Origin of the sequence: Nonomuraea sp. NPDC049624, assembly GCF_040675255.1 — a bacterium.
In the GTDB taxonomy this organism is placed as follows: Bacteria; Actinomycetota; Actinomycetes; order Streptosporangiales; family Streptosporangiaceae; genus Nonomuraea.
Genome location: NZ_JBFAOR010000015.1, coordinates 1 through 26,459, shown reverse-complemented (window position 1 = coordinate 26,459; position 26,459 = coordinate 1). Strand labels below are relative to the sequence as shown.

The window sequence follows — 26,459 nt, the reverse complement described above, 5'->3', positions numbered from 1 at the left end:
GGCGCGGAGAGCTTCAGCCTTCCCCGTGATACAACCCTCGTTTGTTGATGTACTGCACGATCCCGTCCGGCACCAGATACCAGATCGGCTCCCCCTTGGCCACCCGCTGACGGCACTCCGACGACGAGATGGCCAGCGCGGGGATCTCCAGCAGGGTCACCCTGCCCTCGGGCAGCCCGGGGTCGTGCAACGTGTGTCCGGGGCGGGTGCAGCCCACGAAGTGCGCCAGCTCGAACAGCTCCTCGGCGTCCTGCCAGCCCAGGATCGCGCCGAGCGCGTCGGCGCCGGTGATGAAGAACAGGTCCACCTGCGGGCCGTAGACGTTGGAGATGTCCCGCAGCGTGTCGATGGTGAAGGTGGGGCCGGGGCGGTCGACGTCCACCCTGCTCACGGAGAAGCGGGGGTTGGAGGCCGTGGCGATGACCGTCATCAGATAGCGGTCCTCGGGCGCCGACACCTCGCGTCCGGACTTCTGGTACGGCCGCCCGGTCGGCACGAACACGACCTCGTCGAGGTCGAAGTGATGGGCGACCTCGCTTGCTGCGACCAGGTGGCCGTGGTGGATGGGATCGAAGGTCCCGCCCATCACACCCACCCGCCGCTTCCCCTGGACACCAGGCGCGTTCATCATGTGTCGGACCCTACGCGGACGCGGTACCCGAACATGACGGCACCCCCCTTGGTGATGTCCGCGCATCGCATCCGTTGCGGACGTAGCATGCCGGGCATGACGACCACCCCGGACCGCAACCGCGTCCAACTGCCCGGCATCTCGTCCCGAGCCTACGAACACCCCGCAGACCGGTCCGCCCTGGTCGCTCTGCGTAAGTTGAGTGGATTCGACACGGTTCTCAAGCAGATGTCCGGTCTTGTGAGTGAGCGCCGCCTTCGCCTGATGTACCTGGCGTCGTCCGTGCGCGTCAGCGAGACCCAGTTCCGCTCCCTGTACGACATGGGGCGCGACGCGGCCTACATCCTCGACCTGCACCGCATCCCGGAGATCTACGTCCAGCAGGACCCGCACGTCCAGGCCAAGGCCATCGGCTTCGACGACCCGTTCATCGTCGTCACCACCGGCCTGCTCAACCTCATGGACGAGGAGGAGCAGCGCTTCGTCATCGGCCACGAGACCTCGCACATCCTGTCGGGTCACGCGGTCTACCGGACGATGCTCGACATCCTCACCCGCCTGGCCACCCGCGTCGCGTGGATCCCGCTCGGCTACATCGGGTTGCGCGCGATCGTCGCGGGCCTGGAGGAGTGGTACCGCAAGTCGGAGCTCTCCTCCGACCGCGGCGGCCTGCTGACCGCCCAGAACCCCGATTCGGCCAAGCGCGCCCTGATGAAGCTCGCCGGCGGCGCCTACACCCACGAGATGAACATCGAGGCGTTCCTGGCGCAGTACCAGGAGTACGACACCGCGGGCGACCTGCGCGACGGCTTCCTCAAGGTGCTCAACCTGCTCGGCACCACCCACCCGTTCGCCGTGGTGCGCGTCGCCGAGCTCGACAAGTGGCAGCGCAGCGGCGAGTACGACCGCATCATCGGCGGCGACTACCCGCGCCGGGAGGACGACGCCAACGCCCGCGTCACCGACGAGATCAAGGCCGCGGCCGAGTCCTACCGCGCCTCCTGGTCCCAGTCGCAGGACCCGTTCATCGGCGTGCTGCGCGACGTGGCCGAAGGAGCGGTCAACGCGGGCGAGCGCATCTTCAACCGCTTCTCACGCCGCGACGGCGGCCAGGGCTGACCGGCCGGCCGTCCTCGCCGCCTACAGCAGGAGGGCGATCGCGCGCACGGCGGCCGCGCACAGGGCGACGAACCCGCCCAGCACGGCCAGTGCGCGCAGCCCTTCCCTGCGCAACTCCGGCAGCTTGCCGCCGATCCGCTCGATCTCGCGCCCGGTGATACCGCCGCACAACATGCCGAACACCACCGCCGCGACCGTCACGGGCGCCGGCTGCTGCCACCAGTCGGAGTCGATCTGACCGCCGCCGGTCACCCAGAGCGCACCGCCCGACGCCACCGCGACGGGCACTCCCGGCCACACCACGGCGGTCGCCGCCGCCCCGGTCAGCGCGAACGGGAACAGCAACACGCGCAGCGCGATCCGCATGCGACGCGCGCTGCGCTTCCTGACCAGCCAATGACTCATCCAGAGCGTCCTGGTCAGCACCACGAACGCCGTCGTGATGGCGATCGAGGCGATCGGCCAGATCACCGACGTCACCACGCACGGCACCGCCAGCACCGCGAGCAGCAGCAGAGCCGTGTTGCCTGCGGGCAGCGTGGTCGGCGCCTCGCCCCTGAGCCTGGCCCGCCGTCCGTCCTGTGACCTGCTCCGCACGGCCGCCGTCGCCCGCGCGCGCGGGCCCGTCTTGGGGTCGGCGCCGGTCCTGGTCCGGGGCGTGGCGGCCTTGCCGTCGGTGTTCGTCCTGCTCCGCGGCGGCGGAACCGCGCCGTCGGCCCTGACCCGCGTCCCGTCGGCGCCGGTCCTGGCCCGCGTTCCCTCCGTGCCGGTGCGGGTCCGCGTTCCTTCTGTGCCGGTGCGGGGGCGGGTGCCCTCCGTGCCGGTCCTGGCGCGGGTGGCCTCCGTTCCCGGCCTCGGGCGGGGGCCGGAGGCCGGTCCGTCGGCGCCCGTCCTGGTGCGCGCTCCGGGGGTCGCGCCGTCCGTGCCCGGCCTGGGGCGCGCGGCCGAGGCGGCGCCGTCGGCCCGGCTCCGCGCGGCGGGCGGTTCCGTACGGTTGCGCGCCGTGGGCGGTTCCGTCCGGTTCCTGGGGACGGGCGTCTTCCCGTCCACGCCGGTACGCGTACGCGGCACGGGCGTCTTCCCGTCCGCGCCCGTACGGCCGCGCGGCACGGGCGTCTTGCCCTCCGTGCCGGCCCGGCCGCGGGGCGCGGGGACCTCGGCAGTCGCGCCGTTCGCCCGGCTTCGTGCGCTCTCGCCCCTGGACGCCTCCTCGGCGGCCGCGGGCGCGTCGCCGTCGGGCCCGTTGGTGGCCTTGGCCAGCCGGGACAGCCGGTCGGCCAGCAACGCCGCGGTGGGCCGCTTGCCGGGCTCCCGGTTGAGCGCCGCCCGCACCAGCGGCAGCAGCGCCACCGGCACGCCCTTGAGGTCGGCCTGCCCGTTCAGCACCGCGTACATCTGCGCCTCGGCCGTGCCGCGCCCGAACGTGGGCCGCCCGGTCGCCGCGAACGCCACCGTCGCGGCCCAGGCGTGCACGTCGGCGGGCGAGTCGACCTGCTCGTCGGCGAAGATCTCCGGCGCGGTGTAGCCCGGCGTGCCGAGGAACGTGCCCGTCATGGTGAGCCGGGTCGCGTCGAGCACCTGCGCGATGCCGAAGTCGATGAGGACCGGCCCCTCGGCGCCCATGATGATGTTGCCCGGCTTCAGGTCGCGGTGCACGACCCCGGCCGCGTGGATGATGGCCAGCGCCGCGGCGATGCCCTGCGCCATGTGCACGAGCTGGCCCAGGTCGAGCGGCCCGCTCTGGCGTACGCGCTCCAGCAGCGTGACGCCCTCGATGTGCTCCATGACCAGGTAGGGCCGGGCACAGCTCAGGTCGGCGTCGAGCACCTTGGCCACGTAGGGGCTCTCGACCCTGCGCAGCGCGCGCACCTCGCGCTCCAGCCTGACCCGGGACATCTCGTCCTCGGCCAGGTCGTGGAGGACCTTGAGTGCGACCTGCTCGCCACGGCGGGTGGTGGCGAGGTAGACCTCGCCCATGCCGCCTCGGCCGAGCCGCTCGACCAGGCTGTACGGCCCGACCTTGCCGAGCTTGCTCACCGTCCCTCCCCGCCCGGCGCGCCCATAAGGGACACAACCCTAGCGCTGGGACGACAGTTGACGCCCGCGGCGCGCCGGAGCCGTTGAACCTTTATCGGGGTGAACGGTCGGAGAGCATGCTGTCGAGCTCGGCCGTGGGTTCCTCGGCCAGGGGCTTGCGACCCTTCCTGCGCCAGTTGACGTGACCGCGGCTCTCCAGCCAGAGCAGCAGACGGTCGGCGCCGAACAGCACCGCGGCCGAGAAGACAAGGGCGACGACAATTTCCATGACCCCCAGTCAACCCAGGCCGCGGGCCGCCGGTCAGCCCGACACGCCGACTAACCGCAAGCCGGTCCGGGCACCACGGTGCCTTCTGACGTGCGCAGATGCCCTTCTCCCGTATAGATCCACTTGGTGGAGGTCAGCTCCGGCAGGCCCATCGGGCCACGCGCGTGCAGCTTCTGCGTGGAAATGCCGATCTCCGCGCCGAACCCGAACTCGCCGCCGTCAGTGAACCTGGTCGAGGCGTTCACCGCCACGGCCGCGGAGTCCACGAGCGAGACGAAGCGGCGGGCGGCCGGCTGCGACCGGGTGACGATCGCGTCGGTGTGCCCGGAGCCGTAGCGCCGGATGTGGGCCACGGCCTCCTCCAGCGAGCCGACGACGGCGGCGGCGATGTCGAGCGACAGGTATTCGGCGGCGAAGTCGTCGTCGGTGGCCGGCACGACCTCGCCGTAACCGGCGATGCGCTCGTCGCCGTGGACCGTCACCCCGGCCTCGGCCAGCGCCCGCAGCGCCCTCGGCACGAACGCGTCGGCGACCCCCTCGTGGACGAGGAAAGTCTCGGCCGCGTTGCACACCGACGGCCGCTGCGCCTTGGAGTTGACCAGGATCTGCACGGCCAGGTCGAGATCGGCCTCCGCGTCGACGTAGACGTGGCAGTTGCCGACGCCGGTCTCGATCACCGGGACCGTGGACTCCTCGACCACCGAGTTGATCAGCGCCGCGCCGCCGCGCGGGATCAGCACGTCGACCAGCCCGCGGGCGCGCATCAGCTCCTTGACCGACTCCCGCGTCGTACCGGGCACCAGCTGCACCGCCCCGGCCGGTACCTGCGTGCCCGCGAGCGCGTCCTGCATGATCCGCACCAGCGCCGTGTTGGACGAGTAGGCGCTCGACGAGCCTCTGAGCAGCACCGCGTTGCCGCTCTTGAGGCAGAGCGCGGCGGCGTCGACCGTGACGTTGGGACGCCCCTCGTAGATGATGCCGATCACGCCCAGCGGCACCCTGAGCTGCCGCAGCTCCAGCCCGTTGGGCAGCGTGCTGCCCCGGACGACCTCACCGACCGGGTCGGGCAGGTCGGCCACCTGCCGCACGGCCTCGGCGATGGCCTCGATCCTGGCCTCGTCGAGCCGCAGCCGGTCGATCATCGCCTCGGACGTGCCCTGGGCGCGCGCCCGCTCGACGTCTTCGGCGTTGGCCTCGACGATCTCGGCCGCGTGCGCGACCAGGGCGTCGGCGATCACCCGCAACGCCCGGTCCTTGGGCGCCCGCGGCAGCGGGGCCAGCTCGGCGGCGGCCTCTCGTGCCGCGCGGGCGACCTTCAGGAACTCCTCGGACATCGCGTGCTCCTCACTGGTGACGGGTTTCCAGTATGACGATGTCGTCGCGGTGGATCAGCTCGCGTTCATATTCCGGACCGAGCGCGCTGGCCAGCTCCTTCGTGGAGCGGCCGAGCAGCCCCGGGATCTCCACGGCGTCGAAGTTGACCAGGCCGCGCGCCACCACGCCGCCCTGCGGCCCGCACAGGTCGACCGGGTCGCCCGCGGCGAACTCGCCCTCCACGGACGTCACGCCGGCGGGCAGCAGCGACTTGCGCCGGCCCACGATCGCCTCGACCGCCCCCTGGTCGAGGTGCAGCCGGCCGCGCCCGGTGGTGGCGTGGGCGAGCCACAGCAGCCGTGTGCCGGGGTGGCGGCCGCCGGGGTGGAAGTAGGTGCCGATGTCGGCCCCGGTGAGCGCCTGGGCGGCGTGGGCGGCGGCGGTGAGCACGACCGGCACGCCCGCGCCCGTCGCGATCCTGGCCGCCTGGACCTTGGTCACCATGCCGCCGGTGCCGACCGCCGCGCCGTTCCTGCCCAGCTCGACGCCGACCAGGTCCTCGGGGCCGCGCACCTCGGCCAGCCGGCGCGAGCCGGGCCGGCTCGGCGGGCCGTCGTAGAGGGCGTCGACGTCGGACAGCAGCACCAGCGCGTCGGCGTGGATCAGGTGGGAGACCAGCGCGGCGAGCCGGTCGTTGTCGCCGAACCTGATCTCGTCGGTCGCGACCGTGTCGTTCTCGTTGACGATCGGCACGATGCCCAGCTCCAGCAGCCGGGCCAGGGTGCGCTGGGCGTTGGCGTGGTGGGCGCGGCGCATCATGTCGTCGGCGGTCAGCAGCACCTGGCCGACGCGCAGGCCGTAGCGGGCGAAGGACGAGGTGTAGCGCGCGACCAGCACCCCCTGGCCGACGGAGGCCGCCGCCTGCTGGGTGGCCAGGTCGCGTGGCCGCGCCGACAACCCCAGCGGGCCGAGACCCGCCGCGATCGCTCCCGACGACACCAGCACGATCTGCGCCCCGGCACGCCGCCGCGCCGCCAGGACGTCGACCAAGGCGTCGACCCGGTCGACGTCGATCATGCCCTGGGGGGTGGTGAGCGAGGAGGAGCCGACCTTGACGACGACCTTCGACGCTGAGCTGATCTGTTCCCGCACGCCTGACAGCCTATCCGCGCCCCACCCCCACCCCCGTCCCCGTTCACCCCCCGCAGAACCGCAACAGAACGGCGACAGCCCCCGCGCGACGCCCGCCTCCAGAACCCTGCACCCCGAGAAGCCCCAACAGCCCCCTGCGGCCCCCTGTGGAACCACAGCGCCCCCGACGCGCGACCGCCGCCGCAAGCCCTGCCCTCATGGAACGGCGGCGATCCCAGCCCACACGACCACCACCACCGGCCGCTTCACCCCCGTGGAACCACAGCGGGCCCGCCGCAAGAACCACCGGCGGGCCCGTTCACGACGCCCCCACCGACTGGGTTCACCCCATGGGACGGTCACCAGCCGACCGTCACCTCGAATGAGGGTCACCCCCGTAGGACGGTCACCAGCCGGCGGTCACCTCGAATGAGGGTCACCTCAAACGACGGTCACCAGCCAGCGGCCACGCCACACGGCAGACACGCCACACGGCAGACACGCCACACGGCAGACACGCCAAGACGACCGTCACCCTCGGCAGCCGTCAGCCCAGGCGGTTGTCCGAGCCGCGCGGCCCCTGACGCACCGACTCGGCGCTGAGCGTCGGCTGCCAGTCGAAGACGTACCCGCCCTCCATCGGCCCGATGACCACCTCGGCCCCCGCCTTGGCGCCCGCCTTGACCAGCTCCTCCTCCACGCCGAGCCGTTCGAGCCGGTCGGCCAGGTACCCGACGGCCTCGTCGTTGCTGAAGTCGGTCTGCCGGATCCACCGCTCCGGCTTCTCCCCGGTGACCTGGAACAGGTTCTCGTTCACCCGCCGCACCTTGAACCCGGCCTCACCGAGCTGCTTGGGCCTGATCACCAGTCGGGTCGGCTCCTCGACCGGCTTGTTGGCCCTGGCCGCCGCCACCCACTCGCCCATCGCGTACGTGAGCTCCCGCAACCCGTCGTGCGTGGCCGCCGAGATGACGAAGACCTGCAGCCCCCGCTCCTCGAACTCGGCCCTGACCAGGTCGGCCAGCTCCCGCGCGTCGGGCACGTCGGCCTTGTTCAGCACGATCATCCGCGGCCGGTCCTCAAGCTTCCCGTACGCCCGCAGCTCGGCCTCGATCACCTCGTAGTCGGTGACGGGGTCGCGCCCCGGCTCCATGGTCGCGCAGTCGATGACGTGCACGAGCATGTCGCAGCGCTCGACATGGCGCAGGAACTCGTGCCCGAGCCCCTTGCCCTGCGAGGCCCCCGGGATCAGCCCGGGCACGTCGGCGACCGTGAACACGTTCTCGCCGGCCGTCACGACCCCCAGGTTCGGGATGAGGGTGGTGAACGGATAGTCCGCGATCTTCGGCTTGGCCGCGCTCAGCGCCGCGATCAGCGACGACTTGCCGGCGCTGGGGAACCCGACCAGCGCCACGTCGGCGACGCTCTTGAGCTCCAGCATGACGTCGAGCCCGTCACCGGGCTCCCCCAGCAGCGCGAACCCGGGCGCCTTTCGCCGGGACGTGGCCAGCGCGGCGTTCCCGAGCCCGCCGTGACCGCCCTGCGCGATCACGTACCGGGTGCCGGCCCCCACGAGGTCCACCAGCACCTCACCCGTGTTGGCGTCCTTCACCACGGTCCCGTTCGGGACGGCGAGGATCACGTCGTCGCCGTTGGCGCCGTCGCGGTTGGAGCCCTGCCCCTGCTTGCCGTTGTCGGCCTTGCGGTGGGGACGGCGGTGGTAGTCCAGCAGGGTCGCGGTGTTGGGATCGACCTCAAGGATCACGTCGCCGCCACGGCCGCCGTTCCCCCCGTCGGGGCCGCCGAGCGGCTTGAACTTCTCCCGGTGGATGGAGGCGCACCCGTTCCCTCCGTCACCGGCCTTGACGTGCAGGACCACCTGGTCCACGAAGTCCGGCATCCAGCTCTCCTCCATCAAGCCCACCAGGGCATACAAGATCAATCACAACATGGCGCCCCCGCAGGGCCCCCAGAAAACGCCTAAGGGGTGGATCGACAGGCGATCCACCCCTTGAAGCAACACCGAAGCGAAGCTGATTACTCCGCGACGGGAACGATGCTGACGGCGCGACGACCGCGCTTGACGCCGAACTGCACGTGGCCGGCGGCCAGCGCGAACAGCGTGTCATCGCCACCGCGGCCGACGTTGTCGCCGGGGTGGAAGTGGGTGCCGCGCTGACGAACGATGATCTCGCCCGCGTTCACCAGCTGGCCGCCGAAGCGCTTGACGCCCAGGCGCTGAGCGTTGGAGTCACGGCCGTTCCGGGTGGACGACGCGCCCTTCTTGTGTGCCATCTCTCAAACTCCCGATCAGGCCTGGTCGATACCGGTGATCTTCACCTGGGTGTACCGCTGACGGTGACCCTGGCGCTTCTTGTAACCGGTCTTGTTCTTGTACTTGAGAATGCGGATCTTCGGGCCCTTGGTCTCGCCGAGGATCTCGGCGCTGACCGTGAACTTGCCGGCCTCGGTGGTCACATCGCCGTCGTTGACGACGAGCACCGTCGGCAGCGTAACCGAAGAGCCGACCTCGCCGGCGACCTTGTCCACCTCGAGGACGTCACCGACGGAGACCTTCTGCTGCCTGCCGCCGCAACGAACGATCGCGTACACCGCGGAACCCTTCTACTGACTCGCTGTTGCCCTCAGCCGCCCCGCATCGAGGCGGCCGCCGAATGCTGCGCCTATCATTCGGCCTGTCTCAAACCGACGAACCGAGTAAGCGCGCCAACAGGGCACGTCACCTGACGCACCGATTCACCAGGGTACCGCTTAACGGTGCCCTAGGCGAACCGGACGGATCGTCGGAAGCCTGCCGAGGCTACTCGGCGGACTTGGCTCGGCGGGAGCGTCGCCGCCCTCTGCCGGAAGTCTGGCTGGCCTGGTCGTCCTCAGCCGGGACGTCATCAAGCGCACCGGTCACGGTATCACGGCTGGCGGAGTCCTTGGCCGCGGAAACCTTGTCCGAGACCGCCTTCTCGATCGCCATCTTGCCCTGCGTGCCGCGCGGCTCCGGCTTCGTCTCCACCGGCTCGGTCGAGACGATCAGCCCGCGCCCGTTGCAGCACTCGCAGGCCGTCGAGAACGCCTCCAGCAGCCCCTGACCGACCCGCTTACGCGTCATCTGCACCAGGCCCAGGGAGGTCACCTCGGCGACCTGGTGCTTGGTCCTGTCGCGCGCCAGGCACTCCAGCAGCCGCCGCAGCACCAGGTCGCGGTTGGACTCCAGCACCATGTCGATGAAGTCGATGACGATGATGCCGCCGATGTCCCGCAGCCGCAGCTGGCGCACGATCTCCTCGGCCGCCTCCAGGTTGTTCCTGGTGACGGTCTCCTCGAGGTTGCCGCCCTGCCCGGTGAACTTGCCGGTGTTGACGTCGACGACGGTCATCGCCTCGGTACGGTCGATCACCAGCGAGCCGCCGCTCGGCAGCCACACCTTGCGCTCCAGCGCCTTGCCCAGCTGCTCGTCGATCCGGTACGACTCGAACACGTCGCCCTGCCCGGTGTCCCAGCGCGACAGGCGCTCGGCCAGGTGCGGCGCGACGTACTTGACGTAGTCGTCGACGGTGTCCCAGGCGTCGTCGCCCTGCACGACCAGCGAGGTGAAGTCCTCGTTGAACACGTCGCGGACGACCCGGATGGTCAGGTCGGGCTCGGCCGACAGCAGCTCGGGCGGGCTGGCCGACTTGGCCTTCTTCTGGATGTTCTCCCACTGGGCCGACAGCCGGGCCACGTCGCGGGCCAGCTCGTCCTCGGAGGCGCCCTCGGCCGCGGTGCGGACGATCACACCGGCGTTCTCCGGCATGACCTTCTTCAGGATGCTCTTGAGCCGGGTGCGCTCCTTGTCGGGCAGCTTGCGGCTGATGCCGGTCATCGACCCGTCCGGGACGTACACCAGGTAACGGCCGGGCAGGCTGATCTGCGAGGTGAGCCGGGCGCCCTTGTGGCCGATCGGGTCCTTGGTGACCTGCACCAGCACCGACTGGCCGGACTTCAGCGCCGACTCGATGCGCTTGGGCTGGCCCTCCAGCCCGGCGGTGTCGAAGTTCACCTCACCGGCGTACAGGACGGCGTTGCGCCCCTTGCCGATGTCCACGAACGCGGCCTCCATCGACGGCAGCACGTTCTGGACCTTGCCCAGGTAGACGTTGCCGACGTAGGACTGGCTGGCCTCGCGGTTGACGTAGTGCTCGACGAGCACGCCGTCCTCCAGGACCGCGATCTGCGTACGGTCGCCCTGGCGGCGCACCACCATCATGCGGTCGACGGACTCACGGCGGGCCAGGAACTCCGACTCCGTGATGATCGGCGGACGCCTGCGGCCGAGCTCGCGCCCCTCGCGGCGACGCTGCTTCTTGGCCTCCAGACGGGTCGAGCCGCGCACGCTCTGCACGCCGTCGGTGGCCGTCTCCAGGGAGGCGGCGCGGCCGGAGCGCGGCGCGCGGATGCGCACCACGGTGTTCGGCGGGTCGTCGGTGGAGGGCTCCAGGGTCTCCTCGGTGCCGCGGCGGCGACGACGGCGACGGCGGCGCGAGCCGGCGGCCTCTTCCTCCTGGGCCTCCTCGCCGGCGTCCTCGCCTTCCTCCTCGTCGCCTTCCTCGCCTTCCTCCTCGTCACGCTCGCGGGCCTTGCCGCGGCCCCGGCCGCCACGACGGCGCCGGCGGCGACGGCCGCCGCCCTCCTCCTCCTGCTCGTCGGAGGTGTCGATGTCGCCCTCGTCCTCGACGAGGGTCTCGTCGACCAGCTCCTCGATCTCCTCGGGCTCCGGCTCGGGCTCGGGCTCGGGCCGCCGGATCACGGCGGGCTTGCCCTGGGTGGGGTCGGGGGCCTGGAACAGCGGCGCGAAGATGGCCGCCGGACGCTGGAACGCCGTGCCAGGCTCGTCGTGCCTGCGCGCGCTCAGCCCGAAGGGGTCGGCGAGCAGGCTCGGCCGGTCGACGTCCTCGTCGAGGTCCTCGCCGGCGGGCTCGTCGTCGAGCGGCTCGTCCTCGGGCAGGATCTCCAGGATGTCCTCGTCGGCCGCCTCGGCGGCCTCGGGCACGGTGACGGCCACCTCGACGTCGGAGGGCGTCGCGACGACCTCGACGTCGGCGCCCGCCGGCGCCTCGACGACGACCTCTTCGGCCTTCTTCCGCGTACGCCGCCGCTTGGGCGCCTCGGCCTCCTCCTCCGGGAGCGCTCCCGCGACCTCCGGCTCGGCCTTCTTCGTCGTACGGCGGCGCGTCGTGGTCGCGGTGGACCGCGTGCGCGTGGCCCTCTTGGGCTTCTCCTCGGGAACGTCGGCGGCTTCCACCACGGCGTCGGCCACGGCGGCCTCGACCACACCGGCCACCTCGCCGGCACCGGCCGGGCCACCCGCGTACGCGGGGCTCTCGGCCTCCGGCGCACCCGGACTCTGCACCACCGGCGCCACGACCGGCTCGGCCGCACCGGCCACCTGCCCGGCGGCCTCCCGCCGCTCGACGACCGGCGCCACGACGGGCTCCACAGCGGGCTCCACGACAGGCTCTGCCGACGTGCCGGCCTGCGAGGCGGCAGGGCTCTCAGCCTGCTGCGGCGCCGGCCCCTCAGGCACGACGGCCCCGGCCGCACCGGCTCCAGCCACGGCGCTCTCGGGCGCGCCGGGCTGTGCCTGAACGCCCGCCGGGCCACCCTCGGCGGCTCCGGCCAGGCTTGCCGGCGCTTCGGGCGCCGCCGCGCGGGCCCTGGTTCTCCGGCCACGCCCGGCGTCGGGCGCGGGCTCTCCGGCAGCACGCTGCACGGCGTTGGTCTGCACCGGTTGCACGTCGGCAACCGACGGCGCGGCCTGGGCGGCCGCGACGGTGATCGGGGCGGTGGCGGCCGGCTCCTCCGGCAGCTCCGGCGGAGGACCCGCCGGGCGGCTCGCGGAGCGGCGACGCCTGGTCACCTTGGGCTGTTCAGTTGTCTCCCCGTCAGGGCCAGTGGCCCCGGCGTTGGGCTCGTTGTCGAGCATGCGGGCGCTCTCCCGTCAGCTCCCGGGCGCGTCGCCGCGCCGCGCAGGAGCCCTCGTGTCTCGTTGTCCGCCCCCGCCCCCGGAAGGGAGGCGCGGGCGCCAAGTCCTGTCAGCGGTGGCGCCCCGCTCGCGCAGGGCACCTCCTTAGCCGACGACGTGCTCACCCGCCGGTCCCGCCTCGCCGCCGCGCGTCGTATCGCGGTCAAGGCCGAGCGGGTCGGCAAGCGCACCGGTACCGGCGTCGAGCGGCCCCTGCGCCAGCCTGGTCACCTCGGGGGGAACCGGCGGCGCGAAGTCGGCCACAAGGCGCAGCCCTGTGAGCACATCATCGGGTCGAACGGCAGGCGTCATGTGCCGAACAACCATGCGCAGTATGACACACGTCTGTCCTGGCACCTGAGCTGCGGTTCTGTCTGTTCCCTCGGACACCACGAGCCCCAGGACGGCCTCCCGCGCGTCGAAACGCCGGGGGCCCTTCTTGGTGAGGCGCTCGACCTCCACGGTGCCCGCCGCGAGGAACTTCTCCACCGCCGTCTCGGCGAGCTCGCGATCGGCCCCGGGCAGGCGTACCTCCCAGTCGGAGACCTCCAGGCGGTCGGCCAGCCCCCCTGGGCCGGCCTGCACGACGTCGAGCACGTCGAGACCGGGCGGCAGTGACGCGTCCAGGCTGGACTTGACCTGCTCGGGGTCGCACAGCCTGGTGACACCGATCTCGAGGTATTCGGCCTCGCTGGCGACGCCGGTCGGCGCTGCGCCCGCGTAGGAGATCTTCGGATGGGGCGAGAAGCCCGCGCTGAAGGCCACCGGAATGCCGGCACGGCGGACCGCCCTCTCGACGGCCCGCGAGATGTCGCGGTGACTGGTGAAGCGCAGACGTCCGCGCTTGGCGTAACGCACACGAAGGCGCTGCACCGTAGGCGCGGGCGGAGGCCCGTCGGGAACAGGTTTCAGAGCTTTGCGTCCTTCCCTTGTAAGAGTTCCTTCTCCCAGGATAAGCCGCCGCGACACGTGTACGTGTACGCCGTGACACGGCTCGCCCACTGAGCGCGCTAGACCACTGTGAGAGGAAGGAGCTTGCGTCCTGTCGGGCCTATCTGGATCTCCGTCCCCATGGTCGGGCAGACCCCGCAGTCGTAGCACGGAGTCCAGCGGCAGTCTTCGACCTCGCCGCCGGACACGGCCTCCTGCCAGTCCTGCCAGAGCCATTCACGGTCGAGCCCGGCGTCGAGGTGGTCCCACGGAAGGACCTCGTTCTCGGCCCGCTCACGCGTGGTGTACCAGTCGACGTCGACGCCGGCCTTCTCCGCGGCCTGCATCCATCTGTCGTAGGAGAAGTGCTCGCTCCACCCGTCGAACCTGCCGCCGGCCTCCCAGACGGCCCTGATCACCGCGCCGACCCTGCGGTCGCCGCGCGAGAGCAGGCCCTCCACGATGGACGGTTTGCCGTCGTGGTAGCGGAAGCCGATGGCCCGGCCGTACTGCTTGTCGCCGCGCAGCGAGTCGCGCAGCGCCTTGAGCCGCCGGTCGACGGTCTCGTGGTCGGCCTGCCCGGCCCACTGGAACGGGGTGTGCGGCTTGGGCACGAACCCGCCGATGGAGACGGTGCAGCGGATGTCGCGGCTGCCGGTCGCCTCACGGCCCGCCTGGATGACCTTCTTGGCCAGGTCGGCGATGCCGAGCACGTCTTCGTCCTGCTCGGTGGGCAGGCCGCACATGAAGTAGAGCTTCACCTGCCGCCAGCCCTGCGAGTATGCGGTGGTGACCGTGCGGATGAGGTCTTCCTCGGAGACCATCTTGTTGATCACCTTGCGCATGCGCTCGGAGCCGCCCTCGGGGGCGAACGTGAGACCCGAGCGCCTGCCGTTCCTGGAGAACTCGTTGGCCAGGTCGATGTTGAACGCGTCGACCCGGGTCGAGGGCAGGGACAGCGAGGTGTTGGTGCCCTCGTAGCGGTCGGCCAGGCCCTTGGCGACCTCGCCGATCTCGGAGTGGTCGGCCGAGGACAACGACAGCAGGCCGACCTCGTTGAAGCCGGACTCCTTGATGCCGTTGTCGACCATGGCGCCGATCGTGGTGATCGAACGCTCCCGCACCGGACGGGTGATCATGCCCGCCTGGCAGAAGCGGCAGCCGCGCGTGCAGCCGCGGAAGATCTCCACGCTGAACCGCTCGTGCACCGTCTCGGCCAGCGGCACCAACGGCTTCTTCGGATAGGGCCACTCGTCGAGGTCCATCACGGTGTGCTTGTGCACCCGCCACGGCACCTCGGATCTGTTGGGCGCGACCCGCTTGATGCGCCCGTCGGGGTGGTAGTCGACGTCGTAGAACTTCGGCACGTAGACGCCGCCGGACTCGGCGAGCCGCATCAGCAGCTCGTCGCGCCCGCCGGGACGCCCCTCGGCCTTCCACTCGCGGATGACCTCGGAGATGGCGATCGAGATCTGCTCGCCGTCGCCGAGCACGGCCGCGTCGAGGAAGTCGGCGATCGGCTCGGGGTTGAAGGCCGCGTGACCGCCGGCGAGCACGATCGGGTCGTCCTCGCCCCGGTCGGCCGCGTTGAGCGGGATCCCGGCGAGATCGAGCGCGGTCAGCATGTTGGTGTAGCCCAGCTCCGTCGAGAACGACAGGCCGAGCACGTCGAAGGCGCGCACCGGCCGGTGGGCGTCGACGGTGAACTGCGGCACGCCCTCGGCCCGCATGAGGGCCTCCAGGTCCGGCCAGACCGCGTAGGTGCGCTCGGCCAGCGTGCGGGGCAGCTCGTTGAGGATCTCGTAGAGGATCGCCACGCCCTGGTTGGGCAGCCCGACCTCGTAGGCGTCCGGGTACATCAGCGCCCACCGCACGTCGGCGGAGTCCCAGTCCTTGACGGTCGAGTTGAGCTCACCCCCGACGTACTGGATGGGCTTCTGCACCTTGGGCAGCAGCGCTTCCAGGCGGTGGAATATCGACTCGACAGGCATACCGTCCAGGGTAGCGGCGCGCGGACGGTGACAAATCCGGCCCACCGGCGGACGGCCCCCGTTACGCGCTCAGTTGAACGACTGCCGCCGCACTCTGATGGCCAGAAGCAGCCCTACCGCCATGAGGTTCGCGAACGTGGCAGTACCGCCATAGGACACGAAAGGCAGCGGCAGGCCGGTGATCGGCATGATCCCGATCGTCATCCCGACGTTGATGAACGTCTGGAACGCGAACCAGCACACGATCATGCCCGCGACCAGCGTGCCGAACCGGTCGTCGCAGTGCCTTGCGACCTTCAGCCCGCGCAGCAGCACCACGCCGAGCAGCAGCACCACGGTGACCGACCCGATGAACCCGAACTCCTCCCCCGCCACCGTGAAGATGAAGTCGGTGTGCTGCTCGGGCACGAACCGGCCGGTCGTCTGCCCGCCGCCGAAGAGCCCCTTGCCCAGCAGTTGCCCGGAACCGATCGCGATCAGCGACTGCGTGCTGTTGTAGCCCACCCCGCGCGGATCGACCTTCGGATCGACGAACGCGGTGAACCGCGCCACCTGGTACGGCTCCAGCAGGTTGAACCAGAACACGCAGAACACCCCGGCCGCCGCCACGAGCACCAGCCCGACGATCCACCGTTTGCGCACGCCCCCGATCACCAGCCCCGCGGCCGTGATCACGGCGAGCACGAGCGCCGTGCCGAGGTCGGGCTGCAACATCACCAGCCCCATCGTGATGCCCGCCGCGACCAGGGCCAGCGTGATGTCCAGGCCCCGCGGCCGGTCGCTGCCCTCGGCGGGCTGGGCCAGCAGCATCGCGATGATCAGCAGCAGCCCGACCTTGGCGAACTCCGACGGCTGCACCGCGAACCCGCCGCCGAGCAGGATCCACGAGTGCGACCCGTTGATCGTCGCGCCCAGCGGGGTGATCACCAGCGCCAGGCCCACCAGCGACACCAGGAACACCAGCGGCGCGTACGCCCGCATCGCCCGATGGTCGACCATCGCCACCACGGCGCACAGGGTCACGCCGATGACCTCGTTGAGCAGGTGTTTCTTGACCAGCCCGGTGGCGCCGGGCGCCCACGTGCGGGTCGAGGACCACACCAGCAGGGTGCCGATCAGGCACAGCCCGGCCACCGCGACCAGCATCAGCCCGTCCATGCGGCGCACCACCGAGTGCTCGCCGATCGCCCGCTGGATGAGCGAGGGCCGCCGCGCGGCCACGGCGCGGTTCATTGGTGGATCACCGTCCCGTCGGGCGCGAACTTCGGCAGCTTGGTCGGGAGTCTTCCGCCGGGCACGGCGGCCGGCTCCCCCTTGAAGCCGTAGATGCCCTCGTAGATCTCGCGTGCGGCCGGCGCAGCGGTCGAGGCGCCCATGCCACCCTGCGACACCATGACGACCACCACGAACTGCGGATTGTTGGTGGGCGCGAACGACGCGAACCACGAGGTGTCCTTCTTGCCCCACACCTCCGCGGTACCGGTCTTGCCGCCGATGCGCACCTTGTCCATCGGGAAGCCGGTGAACGCCCCCGCCGCGGTGCCGTCGGAGGGCACCTGGCTCAGCGCGTTCTTGATGTAGTTACGCTCCTTGTCACTGATCGGCAGCTTGCCGACCACCGGCACGTCGATGGTCTTGACCACCTTGCCGTCGGGCCTCACCTGCGCCCACCCGATGCGCGGGCTGCGGACCTTGCCGTCGCTCACCAGCGCCATGTACGCCCGCGCGAGCTGCATCGGCGTCACCAGGACGTCGCCCTGCCCGATGGCGAAGTTGGCCGAGTCACCGGGCCGCAGCAGGAAGCCCTCGGTGCAGTTCTCCAGCGCCAGGCGTTTGAGGAACTCGGCCCGCGCCCGGTCCTTCTCCTCCGGATATCCCTTGCGCGACCGCTCGCAGCTCGTGGCGCTGGTGCGGTTCCACAGGTCCTTCTTCCAGGCCCGGTCGGGGATGCGCCCGGAGGACTCGCCCGGCAGGTCGACCCCGGTCGGCCGGCCGAAGCCGAAGGCCCTGGCCGTGTTGGCGAACACCTCCTTCGTGCGCTTCTTCGGGTTGCGCCCGCCGTCCTTGAGGTACTGCTCGTACGCCGCCCGGTAGAAGATCGTGTCGCACGACTTGACCAGCGCCGTGTGCAGGTTCATCTGCCCGAGGCCGATTCCCCGGAAGTTGCTGAAGGACCGGTCGCCCACCATGTAGGCCCCCGGGCAGTCGTACGTGCCGTTGAGCGGATACCCGGCCCGCAACATCGCCGACACCGACGACACCTTGAACGTCGAACCGGGCGCGAACTGCCCGTTGATCGCCCGCGACACCAGCGGCTTACCCGACTTGTCCGACAACAGCCACTGGTATCCCTTGGCCGAGATGCCACCGGCCCAGATCTCCGGGTCGTACCCCGGCGCGCTGGCCACCGACACCACCCGTCCGGAACGCGCGTCGAGCACCACCGCGGCGCCGCCGTCGGCCCCGGGCGCGTTCTTCATCGCGTGGGCGAGCGCCTTCTCCGTCACCGCCTGCACCCGCGCGTCGATGCTGGTCACCAGGTGGTCGCCGGCGACCGGCGGCACCTGCTCCTCGACCCCGAGGGCCTTGCCCATCCGGTCGACCTGCACCCTGCGCAGCCCCGACTTGCCACGCAGCGCGTCGTCGTAGACGTACTCGATGCCGTCGCGCCCCGCCAGGTCGACACCGGAGAAGCTGGCCTTGAGTCCCTCGCGCTTCTCCAGCTCCGCCTCGGTCACCGGCTGCAGGTAACCCAGCATCTGCGCCCCGGCCCGGCCGCCCGGGTACTGCCGGACGGAGTGGATCTCCGCGGTCACCCCCGGGAACTCCTCCTGCCGCTCCAGGATCTGCAGCGCCTCGCGCGTGTCCACCTTCTCGTCCAGCGGAACCGGCTGGTACGGCGACCCCGTCCAGCACGGCTTGCCCACCCCCGGCCCGCAGGGCGTGATGCGCTGCCGCAGGTCCTTGACCGGCCGGTCGAGCACCGAGGAGAGCCTGCGCAGCACGCTCATCCCCCCGCCCGGCATCCTGTTCAGCTTCGTCCGGTCGACGGACACGACCAGGGCCGTGCGGTTGCGCACCAGCGGACGCCCCGACGAGTCGAGGATCTGCCCCCGCACCGCTGGCACGATGACCGTGCGCGTCCTGGTCTCCATCGCCCTGGTCACGAACTCCTGGCCACGCACGACCTGCACCTGCCACAGCCGTACGGCCAGCACGACGAGCAGCAGCACCACCAGGACGTGCAGCACCAGCAACCTGGTACGCATGCGGATCATGTCGAGTACCTCGGCTGTCTCCCCCGGGTGGCCAGCCAGATCACCACCGGCGCCACGATGAGCGTGTAGAGGACGGTGACGGGCACCTGCTGGGTGAGCGTCGCCAGCGACACCCGCGGATCGGACAGCAGCCCGGCCACCCCCACGGCCACCAGCGGCGCGATCAGCACGCACAACACGACGGTCGTAGCCGGCCCGCCCGCGCCGCGCCCCGCCACATAACCGACCACGGCCAGCACGAACGCGTACTGGCCCATCAGATGGGCCGTCGGCGGCACCAGGTCCACCAGCAGCCCCGAGAAGAATCCGACCATCGCCCCCGCCACCGGCCCGCGCTCGAGCGCCATGCCCACCACCGCCAGCAGCACCAGGTCAGGCGCGCCGCCCGCCGGCAACGGCAGCCGGTTGACCAGCATGACCTGTGCCAGCAACGCCAGCACCACGACCATCGCCCCGATCACCGCGCCTCCGTCCCCGCCGAAAGCAGCACGCTTCTCATCCCCCGATCACCACACCAGCAGCGACCTCGCCGGAGGCCGTGCCGTCGCCGATCACCGCGCCCCCTCCTTGACCGGCAGCACCGCGTCACGCGGATCCCGCTTGGGCCCTTCGACCACCACCCCGACCACGTCGAGCGCCGTCAGGTCGGCGAACGGCCTGGCGTAGGCGATCCGGGTCAGCTCCCCCGGCGTCGACTCCACGCGTTCGATCACCCCGATCGGCACCCCCGGCACGTACGGCCGCCCGTTCTTGGAGCCGAAGCTGACGATGCGCCCGCCCCGCTCCATCGGCGCCGTCGAGTCGAGCAGCCGGAACTGCACGAGCCGCCCGTTCTCGCCCACCCCGTGCACCACGCCGATCTCCTGGCCGCCCTCCAGCCGCCCCCCGGCGGCCGAGGCGGGGTCGCTGAGCAGCACCACCGTGGAGGTGGCCGACGAGGCGTGGATGACCCGGCCGACCAGCCCGTCACCGTTGAGCACCGTCATGTCGGGACGCACCCCGTCACCGGTGCCCACGTCGATCTGCACGCTGTCCTCGAACCCCGGCTGCCCGCGCCTGGCCACCACGTTGGCCGTGACCACCTTGTAGCCGCCGGTGCCGGAGAGGCCGAGCAGCTTCTTCAGCTCCGCCGAGCGGGTGGCGTCGAGCGTGCTGGAGGACAGCCCGGCCCGCAGCCTGGCGTTCTCCTCCTGCAGCTGCTCGATGTGCCGCTGCGCGCTGGGCGCGCTGGCCAGGGCGTGCAGGAAGCCGCCGACGGGACGCACCACGCCCCCGCCGAACCGCTCGGCCGCGCCGAACACCCAGGACCCCGCCGAGCGCAGCGGACGCAGCGGTGAGCTGTCGCCCGCACGATGGTCGATGGTCAGGACGACCAGCGCCGCCATCAGCAGCACTCCCAGGATCAGCCGGGCCCGGCGCGAATCTCTCATCAGTGCCGCGACTCCGGAACGAGCACCTGCTGCAGGGCCTCGAACTCCTCGGCGCACTTGCCCGAGCCGATGGCGACCGAGTCGAGGGCGTTCTCCACCAGGTGGACGGGCATGCCGGTCTCGGCCTTGACCCGCTCGTCGAGGCCCTTGAGCAGGGCACCGCCGCCGGTCAGGGCGATGCCGCGGTCCATGATGTCGCCCGACAGCTCCGGCGGGCACTTGTCGAGGGTGGTCTTCACCGCGTCGACGATCGCGTTGACCGGCTCCTCGGTCGCCTTGCGGATCTCCTCGCTCGACACGATGATCGTCTTGGGCAGCCCGCTGATCAGGTCGCGCCCCCGCACCTCGGCGTGCGTCTCCTCGCCGTTGGGGCAGGCCGACCCGATCGCCATCTTGATCTCCTCGGCGGTGCGCTCGCCGAGCATCAGCGAGAACTCCTTCTTGGCGAACGTGATCACCGCCTGGTCGAGCTCGTCGCCGCCGATCCTGATCGACTGGCTGGTGACCACGCCGCCCATCGAGATGATGGCCACCTCGGTGGTGCCGCCGCCGATGTCGACCACCATGTTCCCGGTGGGCTCGTGCACCGGCAGCCCGGCCCCGATGGCGGCGGCCATCGGCTCCTCGACGATGTAGACCTTCCTTGCGCCGGCCTGGTACCCGGCTTCTTTCACCGCGCGCTGCTCGACGCTGGTGATGCCGCTCGGCACGGCGATGATGATGCGCGGCTTGGCGAAATGGCGTCGTCTGTGCACTCGTTGGATGAAGTAGCGCAACATCCGTTCGGTGACGTCGAAGTCGGCGATCACGCCGTCCTTCAGCGGGCGGACCGCGACGATGTTGCCGGGCGTACGACCGATCATTCGCTTTGCCTCGATGCCCACCGCCACGATCTTGCCTGTGGTGGTGTTGATCGCTACGACTGACGGCTCATTGAGCACGATGCCCCGGCCACGCACGTATACCAACGTGTTGGCGGTGCCCAGATCGACCGCCATGTCACGGCCGAGAAACGCGAGCTTGCTGCCCATGGGGAACGGAGCCCTCCGTATCGTCGTTCGCGAATGACTACGGATCGAATTCGAATCGTAACGTGACGTACCCACCAGTGAGCGCAATGAGCCCTCGCGCTCCACAAAAATCTCCAGCCCCTACCTCAACCTGGATTTTGCCCGAATTGCACCCACACGACCGGATCAACTGCGCCCACGCCTGCCAGACTCGGTGAACGCTACAACGTGCCACCGACAAAAAGACGCGCCCGCACGGCGTGAAGCCGGCGGGCGCGCGGGTGGAGCTGACTGCTAGAAGCGGTCGGGGAAGAAGATCTTGATCTCCCTGGCCGCGGACTCGGGCGAGTCGGAGCCGTGGACGACGTTCTCGCCGATCTCCAGGGCGTGGTCGCCGCGGATGGTGCCGGGGGCGGACTTGACCGGGTCGGTGGCGCCGGCCAGCGCGCGGAAGGCCTCGATGGCGCGCGGGCCCTCAAGGACCATGGCCACGAGCGGCGCCGACGTGATGAAGTCGACCAGCTCGCCGAAGAACGGCTTCTCGGCGTGCTCGGCGTAGTGCGCCTTGGCGGTGTCGGCGTCGAGGGTGCGCAGGTCCATCGCCACGACCTTGAGGCCCTTGCGCTCCACGCGGGCGATCACGTCACCGATGAGGCCACGCTTCACCCCGTCGGGCTTGATCAGGACAAGAGTGCGCTCGGACACGTGTGGTTCTCCTTTGAACAGATTCGGGTCGCGGCTACGGGCGCCTGGCCTGACCACGAGGGCGCTCCGCGGGACACGGGCCCTCGCGTCGCCATAGCCGTCGCTCAGCTTACCGTCCGCGCCCACGCCCTCGGCGCCACAGGCATGACCCGCGCGGGCGAGGACTTCAGGACCGCTCGCCGTCCTCCGGCGAGGGCGCCTGCGGCGGCACGGCGGGCACGGGCTCGTCCGGATCGTCCTCCTCCGGCGCGGGCGAACCCTCGGGAGCGATCGAGCCCCACGTCGTGACCGGCTCCCGCGCCGCCCCGCGCTCGCGGCCGGCCCCGACCGAGACCGCGACCTCCGCCGGCTCCCCGCCGGACGGCGGCTCCTCCTCCCGGGACGGCCGCCGCCCCATCACCGCCGCCAGCACGATCACGCCCACCAGCAGGAACCCGCCGACCAACGCCCACCAGTGCAACGCGCCCACGAAGCTGTCGACCAGCTCCTGGCGCGACCCGACCCCCTCCAGCATCCACATCTGCACGCCGGTGCCCAGCAGATAGCCGGCCAGCACCCCGGCGACGCCCAGCGACAACCCGAACGCCGCCGCCCCGATCCCGATCTCGCCGAGCGTGGCCGTGACCGCCACGGTCGCCCCCACCGCGAGCAGCGTGAACGGCACCGCCAGCACCAGCCCGTCGGCCGACGGGACGACCAGCCGCACCGAGCACAGGCCGACCACCATCGCCAGCAGCCCGAGCGGCACCGCGAGCCGCCCCGCGCCCTTGGCGAACATGCGCACGCCCACCCCGGCGACGACCGCGAGCAGCGCCGCCACTCCGAACGGCGTCCACAGCCCGCGCAGCCCCGGCCCGCCCAGACCGCCCATCTCCACCAGCGTGACCTGCGCCGTGCTCGGCAGCAGCACCACCCCGACGGCCACCATCGTGTACGCGTGCGTGCGGCCCTCCGCCCGGCCGATCGAGCCGAGCGCCAGCAGCCCGGCGATCGCCACCCCCGCCAGCAGGAGCACCGGGACGACGCCCCACCCCGCGCTCGCCGTGCTGACCGCCACGACCGCGATGCCCGCCGCGGGCACGGCCGCGAGCAGCAGCCGGCTGCGCTCCCTGGCGTCCGGCGCGGGCGCGGGCCGCCGCCCGGCGAGCCTCCAGACCAGCAGGTACGCCGCCGCCAGCGCCAGCGCGACCCCGGTGACCATCGGGTACGGCTGCAGCGTGACCTTCCAGCTCGTCACGTCGACCAGCGGCCAGAGCGCGAACGCCTGAGCCTCCAGCAGGCTGACGCACAACACCCCGGCCCACAGGCCGCGCAGCGCGGGCGTACGGTCCCAGACCGCCACCAGCGTGGCCGGCACTATCAGGCCGCCGCCGACGCCGCGCAGCACGCGTACGACGCCGACGACCAGCTCGGAGGCCGCGTAGCCGCCCGCTGCATCGGCCACCGCCACCAGCGCGAGCCCCGCGACCAGCACGTGGGCCACCTTCATCCGCCGCAACGCGACGGCCGCGAGCGGCACCGTCAGCATCAGGGCGGGCAGCGCCAGCCCGTGCGTACGGCTCAGCCCGATCTGGTCGAAGTCACCCGGCAGCAGGTCGGCGACCACGGACAGCGTGTTGGGTATCGCGACGATCGCCAGCGGCAACGCCACGAGGACGAGCAGCCCGAGAACCACGTCGAGCAGCCAGGAATGTCTGAGGCCAGCCGGATGCGGCGACCGTTGAATCGGGGGGACGGCCATGTAGGCCGACTTTAGCGGGAAGTCACGCCCTCGACACGGCGAGCTACGATAATCGCGGTGATCCACAGCGCCGCGAAGATCGCGCCGAGGAAGAACATGGTCGGCACGAGGAAGCCCGTGGCGATGGCCAGCACCTGGATGACACTGCCCATGACGTACCCGAAGGGCCGTTTGAGCAGGCCCGCGGCGACCACGCACAACACCAGCAGCCCGATGCCCACCGTGACGGCGAGCGCGGGGGCCACGCCGTCCACGGTGATCGCCACCGGCGTGATGAGCCCGGCCACGATGGCCTCCATGCCGAGCACGCTCGCACCGAGCCTGCGCATGCCCGGTGTCACCTCGAAGTTCATCTCACACCATCCGCTTTGAGCAGATGCCGGGCATCTCCGGCCGTCACCACCGAACCGGTGATGAACACCCCGGTCCCGCTGAACTCGCCCTCGGCGTCCGCGATGCCGATGCCCCTGTCGAGGGCCTCGTCGAGCCGCTCGACGACGTGCACGCGGTCCTCGCCGAACAGCGGCACGGCCAGCGCGGCGAGCTCCTGCGCCGACAACGACCTGGGTGAGGAGTTACGCGTCACCACGATCTCGTCGAGCATCGGCTCCAGCAGCTCCAGCAGGGTCTCGACGTCCTTGTCGCGCATGACGGCGACCACGCCGATCACCTTGGCGAAGTCGAAGGCCTCGTGCAGCGCCTCCAGGCTCGCCTCCAGCCCGCCGGGGTTGTGCGCCGCGTCGATCACCACCGTGGGCGTGCGCCGTACGACCTCCATCCGGCCGGGCGAGGCCGCCTGGGCGAACGCCTGGCGCACCAGGTCGGCGTCGAGCGGATCGTCGCCACCGGTCAGCGCCTCGACGGCGGCCAGCGCGCACACCGCGTTGCTGGCCTGGTAGCTGCCGTAGAGCGGCAGGTAGATCTCGTCGTAGACGCCCTTGAGCCCGCGCAGGGTGAGCAATTGCCCGCCCATCGCGATCTCCCGGCCGAGCACGCCGAACTCCAGCCCCTCCCGCGCCACCACCGCGCCGACCTCGGCCGCGCGACGCATCAGCACCTCGGCCGCGGCCAGCTCCTGCTGAGCGAGCACGGTCGTGGCGCCCGGCTTGATGATCCCGGCCTTCTCCCCGGCGATGCTCGGGATGTCAGGACCCAGACGATCCATGTGATCGAGGGAGATGGGCGTGATGACCGACACCAGGCCGTCGGCGACGTTCGTCGCGTCCCACGACCCGCCCATGCCGGCCTCGATGACCGCGACGTCGACCGGCGTGTCGGCGAACGCCGCGAACGCCATGGCCGTCAGCAGCTCGAAGAACTGGATGCGCCGGTGCCCCTGCGCGTCGGCCAGCTCGACGTAGGGCGCGATCTCCTCGTAGACCTCGGCGAAGCGCTCCTCGCTCAGCGGCTCACCGTCGACCGTGATGCGCTCGCGCACGGTGACCAGGTGCGGGCTGGTGAACCGGCCCACCCTGAGATTGCGCTCCCGAAGCAGCGCCTCGGTCAGCCGCGCCGTGGTCGTCTTGCCGTTGGTGCCGGCGATGTGTATGACCGGGTACGCCCGCTGAGGCGAGCCGAGCAAATCCATAAGCGCAGCGATCCTGTCGAGCGTCGGCTCGAAGTCCCACTCGACGCCCCGCTCCAGGATGGCACGTTCAACCGCACGATAATCCACCCCTCAACCCTACTGACCACGCGTAGCGGTCTGGACGCGGGACAAACATATCGTGAATCGTATAGAAAATTAGAGGGTACTCACCTCCGCCGCAGGGTGCCACCTTGGAGAACAGCCTGCTCTACCCCCCAGCAGGCGCTTTCAAGGAGGCCATCGTGGAAGGCGAGAACACTCGCGAGGAAAGGCAGCGCGGAATCACCAGAAAGGCGCTGTTCAAGGCGGCTCTCATAGCGACACCGGTCCCGTTCCTGATCGGCGAGGTGCCGGCCCTGGCCCGCACCATGGCCGGAACCGGCCAGCAGCTTGAGCCCACCCCGTTCTGCGACGACGGTGACGATCTCACGATCTCGCAGACCGAGGGCCCCTACTTCAAGCCCAACTCCCCCCAGCGCTCGACCCTCCCCGGTTCGGGAACCCCGCTGACGGTGAGCGGATACGTGTTCGGACTGTCGTGTCAGCCACTGGCGAACGTCCTGCTCGACTTCTGGCAGGCCGACGCCAACGGCAACTACGACAACGTCACGTACAACTTCCGTGGGCACCAGTACACGAACGCCCAGGGGGCCTTCAAGCTCACCACCATCGTGCCCGGCCTGTACCCCGGTCGTACGCGGCACATCCACGTCAAGGCGCAGGCTCCGGGCCGCGGGATCCTCACCACGCAGCTCTACTTCCCGGGCGAGCCGCGCAACAACACCGACACCATCTACGACCCGAGACTGCTCATGAACGTCCGCCCCGTCGGCTCGGGGAAGGAAGCGACGTTCGACTTCGTGCTCAACGTCCAGGGAGTGCCACCCACACAGACTCCCACTCCCACGCCCACGACTAGCCCGTCTCCGGGCGGCGGAACCTGGAAGGTTGGGGTGACCTACCAGGCGGGTGACCAGGTGACCTACGGCGGGTCGACGTACCGGTGCCTGCAGGGGCACACGTCAATGGCCGGTTGGGAACCACCCAACGTGCCGGCCTTGTGGCAGCGCGTCTGACCCACTGGTCCCCGAACGCAAAAAAGGGCCACCCCGGCTGCTGGGGGTGGCCCTGTTCGTGTTGCCATGCCCGTGGACGCGAAGAAGCCCCACACGGTTCGTGTGGGGCTTCTTCGAAAGATTGTCCGGCGGTGACCTACTCTCCCACACCCTCCCGAGTGCAGTACCATCGGCGCAGAGAAGCTTAACTTCCG

22 protein-coding genes are annotated in these 26,459 nt (G+C 70.9%); 2 read left to right on the top strand and 20 right to left on the bottom strand.

All coding sequences use genetic code 11. From position 1 onward, the window contains the following. Nucleotides 1-13: 13 nt before the first annotated feature. Nucleotides 14-631, bottom strand: a complete 618-nt coding sequence (gene nadD / locus AB0J76_RS42680; protein WP_352325641.1) for a nicotinate-nucleotide adenylyltransferase — start codon at nucleotides 629-631, stop codon at nucleotides 14-16. A gap of 87 nt (nucleotides 632-718) precedes the next feature. Between nadD and AB0J76_RS42675 the strand changes: the two genes are divergently transcribed. Further along, nucleotides 719-1,750 carry a M48 family metallopeptidase gene (locus tag AB0J76_RS42675; RefSeq protein ID WP_352325643.1) on the top strand — a complete coding sequence of 344 codons (1,032 nt, stop codon included), beginning with the start codon at nucleotides 719-721 and terminating at the stop codon, nucleotides 1,748-1,750. Between the two features lie 21 nt (nucleotides 1,751-1,771). Here AB0J76_RS42675 and AB0J76_RS42670 read toward each other — a convergent pair whose 3' ends face one another. The 19 genes from AB0J76_RS42670 to AB0J76_RS42580 all read right to left on the bottom strand — a co-directional run bounded on the left by AB0J76_RS42670 (nucleotide 1,772) and on the right by AB0J76_RS42580 (nucleotide 25,276). After that, complete coding sequence (locus tag AB0J76_RS42670; RefSeq protein ID WP_352325644.1) at nucleotides 1,772-3,787, bottom strand: protein kinase; 2,016 nt, start codon at nucleotides 3,785-3,787, stop codon at nucleotides 1,772-1,774. 91 nt (nucleotides 3,788-3,878) lie between these two features. Beyond that, nucleotides 3,879-4,055, bottom strand: a complete 177-nt coding sequence (locus tag AB0J76_RS42665; RefSeq protein ID WP_352325645.1) for a hypothetical protein — start codon at nucleotides 4,053-4,055, stop codon at nucleotides 3,879-3,881. Nucleotides 4,056-4,105: 50 nt separating this feature from the next. Continuing rightward, nucleotides 4,106-5,389: a glutamate-5-semialdehyde dehydrogenase gene (locus tag AB0J76_RS42660; protein WP_352325646.1), complete on the bottom strand. Its 1,284-nt coding sequence runs from the start codon at nucleotides 5,387-5,389 to the stop codon at nucleotides 4,106-4,108. A gap of 10 nt (nucleotides 5,390-5,399) precedes the next feature. Continuing rightward, entirely contained in the window at nucleotides 5,400-6,530 is a 1,131-nt protein-coding gene (gene proB, locus AB0J76_RS42655) for a glutamate 5-kinase (RefSeq protein WP_352325650.1), read from the bottom strand. Between the two features lie 517 nt (nucleotides 6,531-7,047). Then, the gene (gene obgE / locus AB0J76_RS42650; protein WP_352325647.1) at nucleotides 7,048-8,400 is read right to left on the bottom strand and encodes a GTPase ObgE; all 1,353 of its coding nucleotides are present in this window, start codon (nucleotides 8,398-8,400) and stop codon (nucleotides 7,048-7,050) included. 137 nt (nucleotides 8,401-8,537) lie between these two features. Then, on the bottom strand, nucleotides 8,538-8,795 hold the full coding sequence (gene rpmA, locus AB0J76_RS42645; RefSeq protein WP_012893687.1) for a 50S ribosomal protein L27: 258 nt from the start codon (nucleotides 8,793-8,795) through the stop codon (nucleotides 8,538-8,540). A 15-nt stretch (nucleotides 8,796-8,810) separates the two neighbouring features. Further along, nucleotides 8,811-9,113 carry a 50S ribosomal protein L21 gene (rplU, locus tag AB0J76_RS42640; protein WP_055506260.1) on the bottom strand — a complete coding sequence of 101 codons (303 nt, stop codon included), beginning with the start codon at nucleotides 9,111-9,113 and terminating at the stop codon, nucleotides 8,811-8,813. Nucleotides 9,114-9,321: 208 nt separating this feature from the next. Next, nucleotides 9,322-12,477 carry an Rne/Rng family ribonuclease gene (locus AB0J76_RS42635; RefSeq protein WP_364393159.1) on the bottom strand — a complete coding sequence of 1,052 codons (3,156 nt, stop codon included), beginning with the start codon at nucleotides 12,475-12,477 and terminating at the stop codon, nucleotides 9,322-9,324. A 144-nt stretch (nucleotides 12,478-12,621) separates the two neighbouring features. Beyond that, nucleotides 12,622-13,374, bottom strand: a complete 753-nt coding sequence (locus tag AB0J76_RS42630; protein WP_352329263.1) for a TIGR03936 family radical SAM-associated protein — start codon at nucleotides 13,372-13,374, stop codon at nucleotides 12,622-12,624. A 152-nt stretch (nucleotides 13,375-13,526) separates the two neighbouring features. Next, the gene (locus AB0J76_RS42625; protein ID WP_352329261.1) at nucleotides 13,527-15,437 is read right to left on the bottom strand and encodes a TIGR03960 family B12-binding radical SAM protein; all 1,911 of its coding nucleotides are present in this window, start codon (nucleotides 15,435-15,437) and stop codon (nucleotides 13,527-13,529) included. A gap of 69 nt (nucleotides 15,438-15,506) precedes the next feature. After that, on the bottom strand, nucleotides 15,507-16,670 hold the full coding sequence (gene rodA, locus AB0J76_RS42620) for a rod shape-determining protein RodA (RefSeq protein ID WP_352329260.1): 1,164 nt from the start codon (nucleotides 16,668-16,670) through the stop codon (nucleotides 15,507-15,509). Continuing rightward, nucleotides 16,667-18,715, bottom strand: a complete 2,049-nt coding sequence (gene mrdA, locus AB0J76_RS42615) for a penicillin-binding protein 2 (protein WP_364393154.1) — start codon at nucleotides 18,713-18,715, stop codon at nucleotides 16,667-16,669. Before mrdA ends, rodA begins: the two co-directional genes overlap by 4 nt. Further along, on the bottom strand, nucleotides 18,712-19,176 hold the full coding sequence (mreD, locus tag AB0J76_RS42610; RefSeq protein WP_352328456.1) for a rod shape-determining protein MreD: 465 nt from the start codon (nucleotides 19,174-19,176) through the stop codon (nucleotides 18,712-18,714). Before mreD ends, mrdA begins: the two co-directional genes overlap by 4 nt. A gap of 90 nt (nucleotides 19,177-19,266) precedes the next feature. Continuing rightward, nucleotides 19,267-20,145, bottom strand: a complete 879-nt coding sequence (gene mreC, locus AB0J76_RS42605; protein WP_352328455.1) for a rod shape-determining protein MreC — start codon at nucleotides 20,143-20,145, stop codon at nucleotides 19,267-19,269. Next, nucleotides 20,145-21,176 (bottom strand): rod shape-determining protein, encoded by a 1,032-nt coding sequence (locus tag AB0J76_RS42600; protein WP_352328454.1) that lies wholly within the window; start codon nucleotides 21,174-21,176, stop codon nucleotides 20,145-20,147. Before AB0J76_RS42600 ends, mreC begins: the two co-directional genes overlap by 1 nt. Nucleotides 21,177-21,449: 273 nt before the next feature. Further along, the gene (ndk, locus tag AB0J76_RS42595; RefSeq protein WP_352328453.1) at nucleotides 21,450-21,860 is read right to left on the bottom strand and encodes a nucleoside-diphosphate kinase; all 411 of its coding nucleotides are present in this window, start codon (nucleotides 21,858-21,860) and stop codon (nucleotides 21,450-21,452) included. A gap of 166 nt (nucleotides 21,861-22,026) precedes the next feature. Continuing rightward, entirely contained in the window at nucleotides 22,027-23,601 is a 1,575-nt protein-coding gene (locus AB0J76_RS42590; RefSeq protein WP_364393150.1) for a hypothetical protein, read from the bottom strand. A gap of 11 nt (nucleotides 23,602-23,612) precedes the next feature. Next, complete coding sequence (locus AB0J76_RS42585) at nucleotides 23,613-23,954, bottom strand: DUF4233 domain-containing protein (protein WP_352328451.1); 342 nt, start codon at nucleotides 23,952-23,954, stop codon at nucleotides 23,613-23,615. After that, the gene (locus tag AB0J76_RS42580; protein WP_352328450.1) at nucleotides 23,951-25,276 is read right to left on the bottom strand and encodes a folylpolyglutamate synthase/dihydrofolate synthase family protein; all 1,326 of its coding nucleotides are present in this window, start codon (nucleotides 25,274-25,276) and stop codon (nucleotides 23,951-23,953) included. The genes AB0J76_RS42585 and AB0J76_RS42580 overlap by 4 nt, the downstream gene beginning before the upstream one ends. Before the next feature lie 104 nt (nucleotides 25,277-25,380). Here AB0J76_RS42580 and AB0J76_RS42575 point away from each other — a divergent pair, with 104 nt between their 5' ends. Further along, nucleotides 25,381-26,265, top strand: a complete 885-nt coding sequence (locus tag AB0J76_RS42575; protein ID WP_364393145.1) for a carbohydrate-binding protein — start codon at nucleotides 25,381-25,383, stop codon at nucleotides 26,263-26,265. Nucleotides 26,266-26,459: the final 194 nt, after the last annotated feature.

Bases quoted from the DNA above. Each gene is read 5' to 3' on its own strand.
- nadD (WP_352325641.1), bottom strand. From the start codon at position 631: ATGATGAACGCGCCTGGTGTCCAGGGGAAGCGGCGGGTGGGTGTGATG.
- AB0J76_RS42675 (WP_352325643.1), top strand. From the start codon at position 719: ATGCCGGGCATGACGACCACCCCGGACCGCAACCGCGTCCAACTGCCC.
- AB0J76_RS42665 (WP_352325645.1), bottom strand. From the start codon at position 4,055: ATGGAAATTGTCGTCGCCCTTGTCTTCTCGGCCGCGGTGCTGTTCGGC.
- AB0J76_RS42660 (WP_352325646.1), bottom strand. From the start codon at position 5,389: ATGTCCGAGGAGTTCCTGAAGGTCGCCCGCGCGGCACGAGAGGCCGCC.
- obgE (WP_352325647.1), bottom strand. From the start codon at position 8,400: ATGCCGGACTTCGTGGACCAGGTGGTCCTGCACGTCAAGGCCGGTGAC.
- rpmA (WP_012893687.1), bottom strand. From the start codon at position 8,795: ATGGCACACAAGAAGGGCGCGTCGTCCACCCGGAACGGCCGTGACTCC.
- AB0J76_RS42635 (WP_364393159.1), bottom strand. From the start codon at position 12,477: ATGCTCGACAACGAGCCCAACGCCGGGGCCACTGGCCCTGACGGGGAG.
- AB0J76_RS42625 (WP_352329261.1), bottom strand. From the start codon at position 15,437: ATGCCTGTCGAGTCGATATTCCACCGCCTGGAAGCGCTGCTGCCCAAG.
- rodA (WP_352329260.1), bottom strand. From the start codon at position 16,670: ATGAACCGCGCCGTGGCCGCGCGGCGGCCCTCGCTCATCCAGCGGGCG.
- mrdA (WP_364393154.1), bottom strand. From the start codon at position 18,715: ATGATCCGCATGCGTACCAGGTTGCTGGTGCTGCACGTCCTGGTGGTG.
- mreC (WP_352328455.1), bottom strand. From the start codon at position 20,145: ATGAGAGATTCGCGCCGGGCCCGGCTGATCCTGGGAGTGCTGCTGATG.
- AB0J76_RS42600 (WP_352328454.1), bottom strand. From the start codon at position 21,176: ATGGGCAGCAAGCTCGCGTTTCTCGGCCGTGACATGGCGGTCGATCTG.
- AB0J76_RS42590 (WP_364393150.1), bottom strand. From the start codon at position 23,601: ATGGCCGTCCCCCCGATTCAACGGTCGCCGCATCCGGCTGGCCTCAGA.
- AB0J76_RS42585 (WP_352328451.1), bottom strand. From the start codon at position 23,954: ATGAACTTCGAGGTGACACCGGGCATGCGCAGGCTCGGTGCGAGCGTG.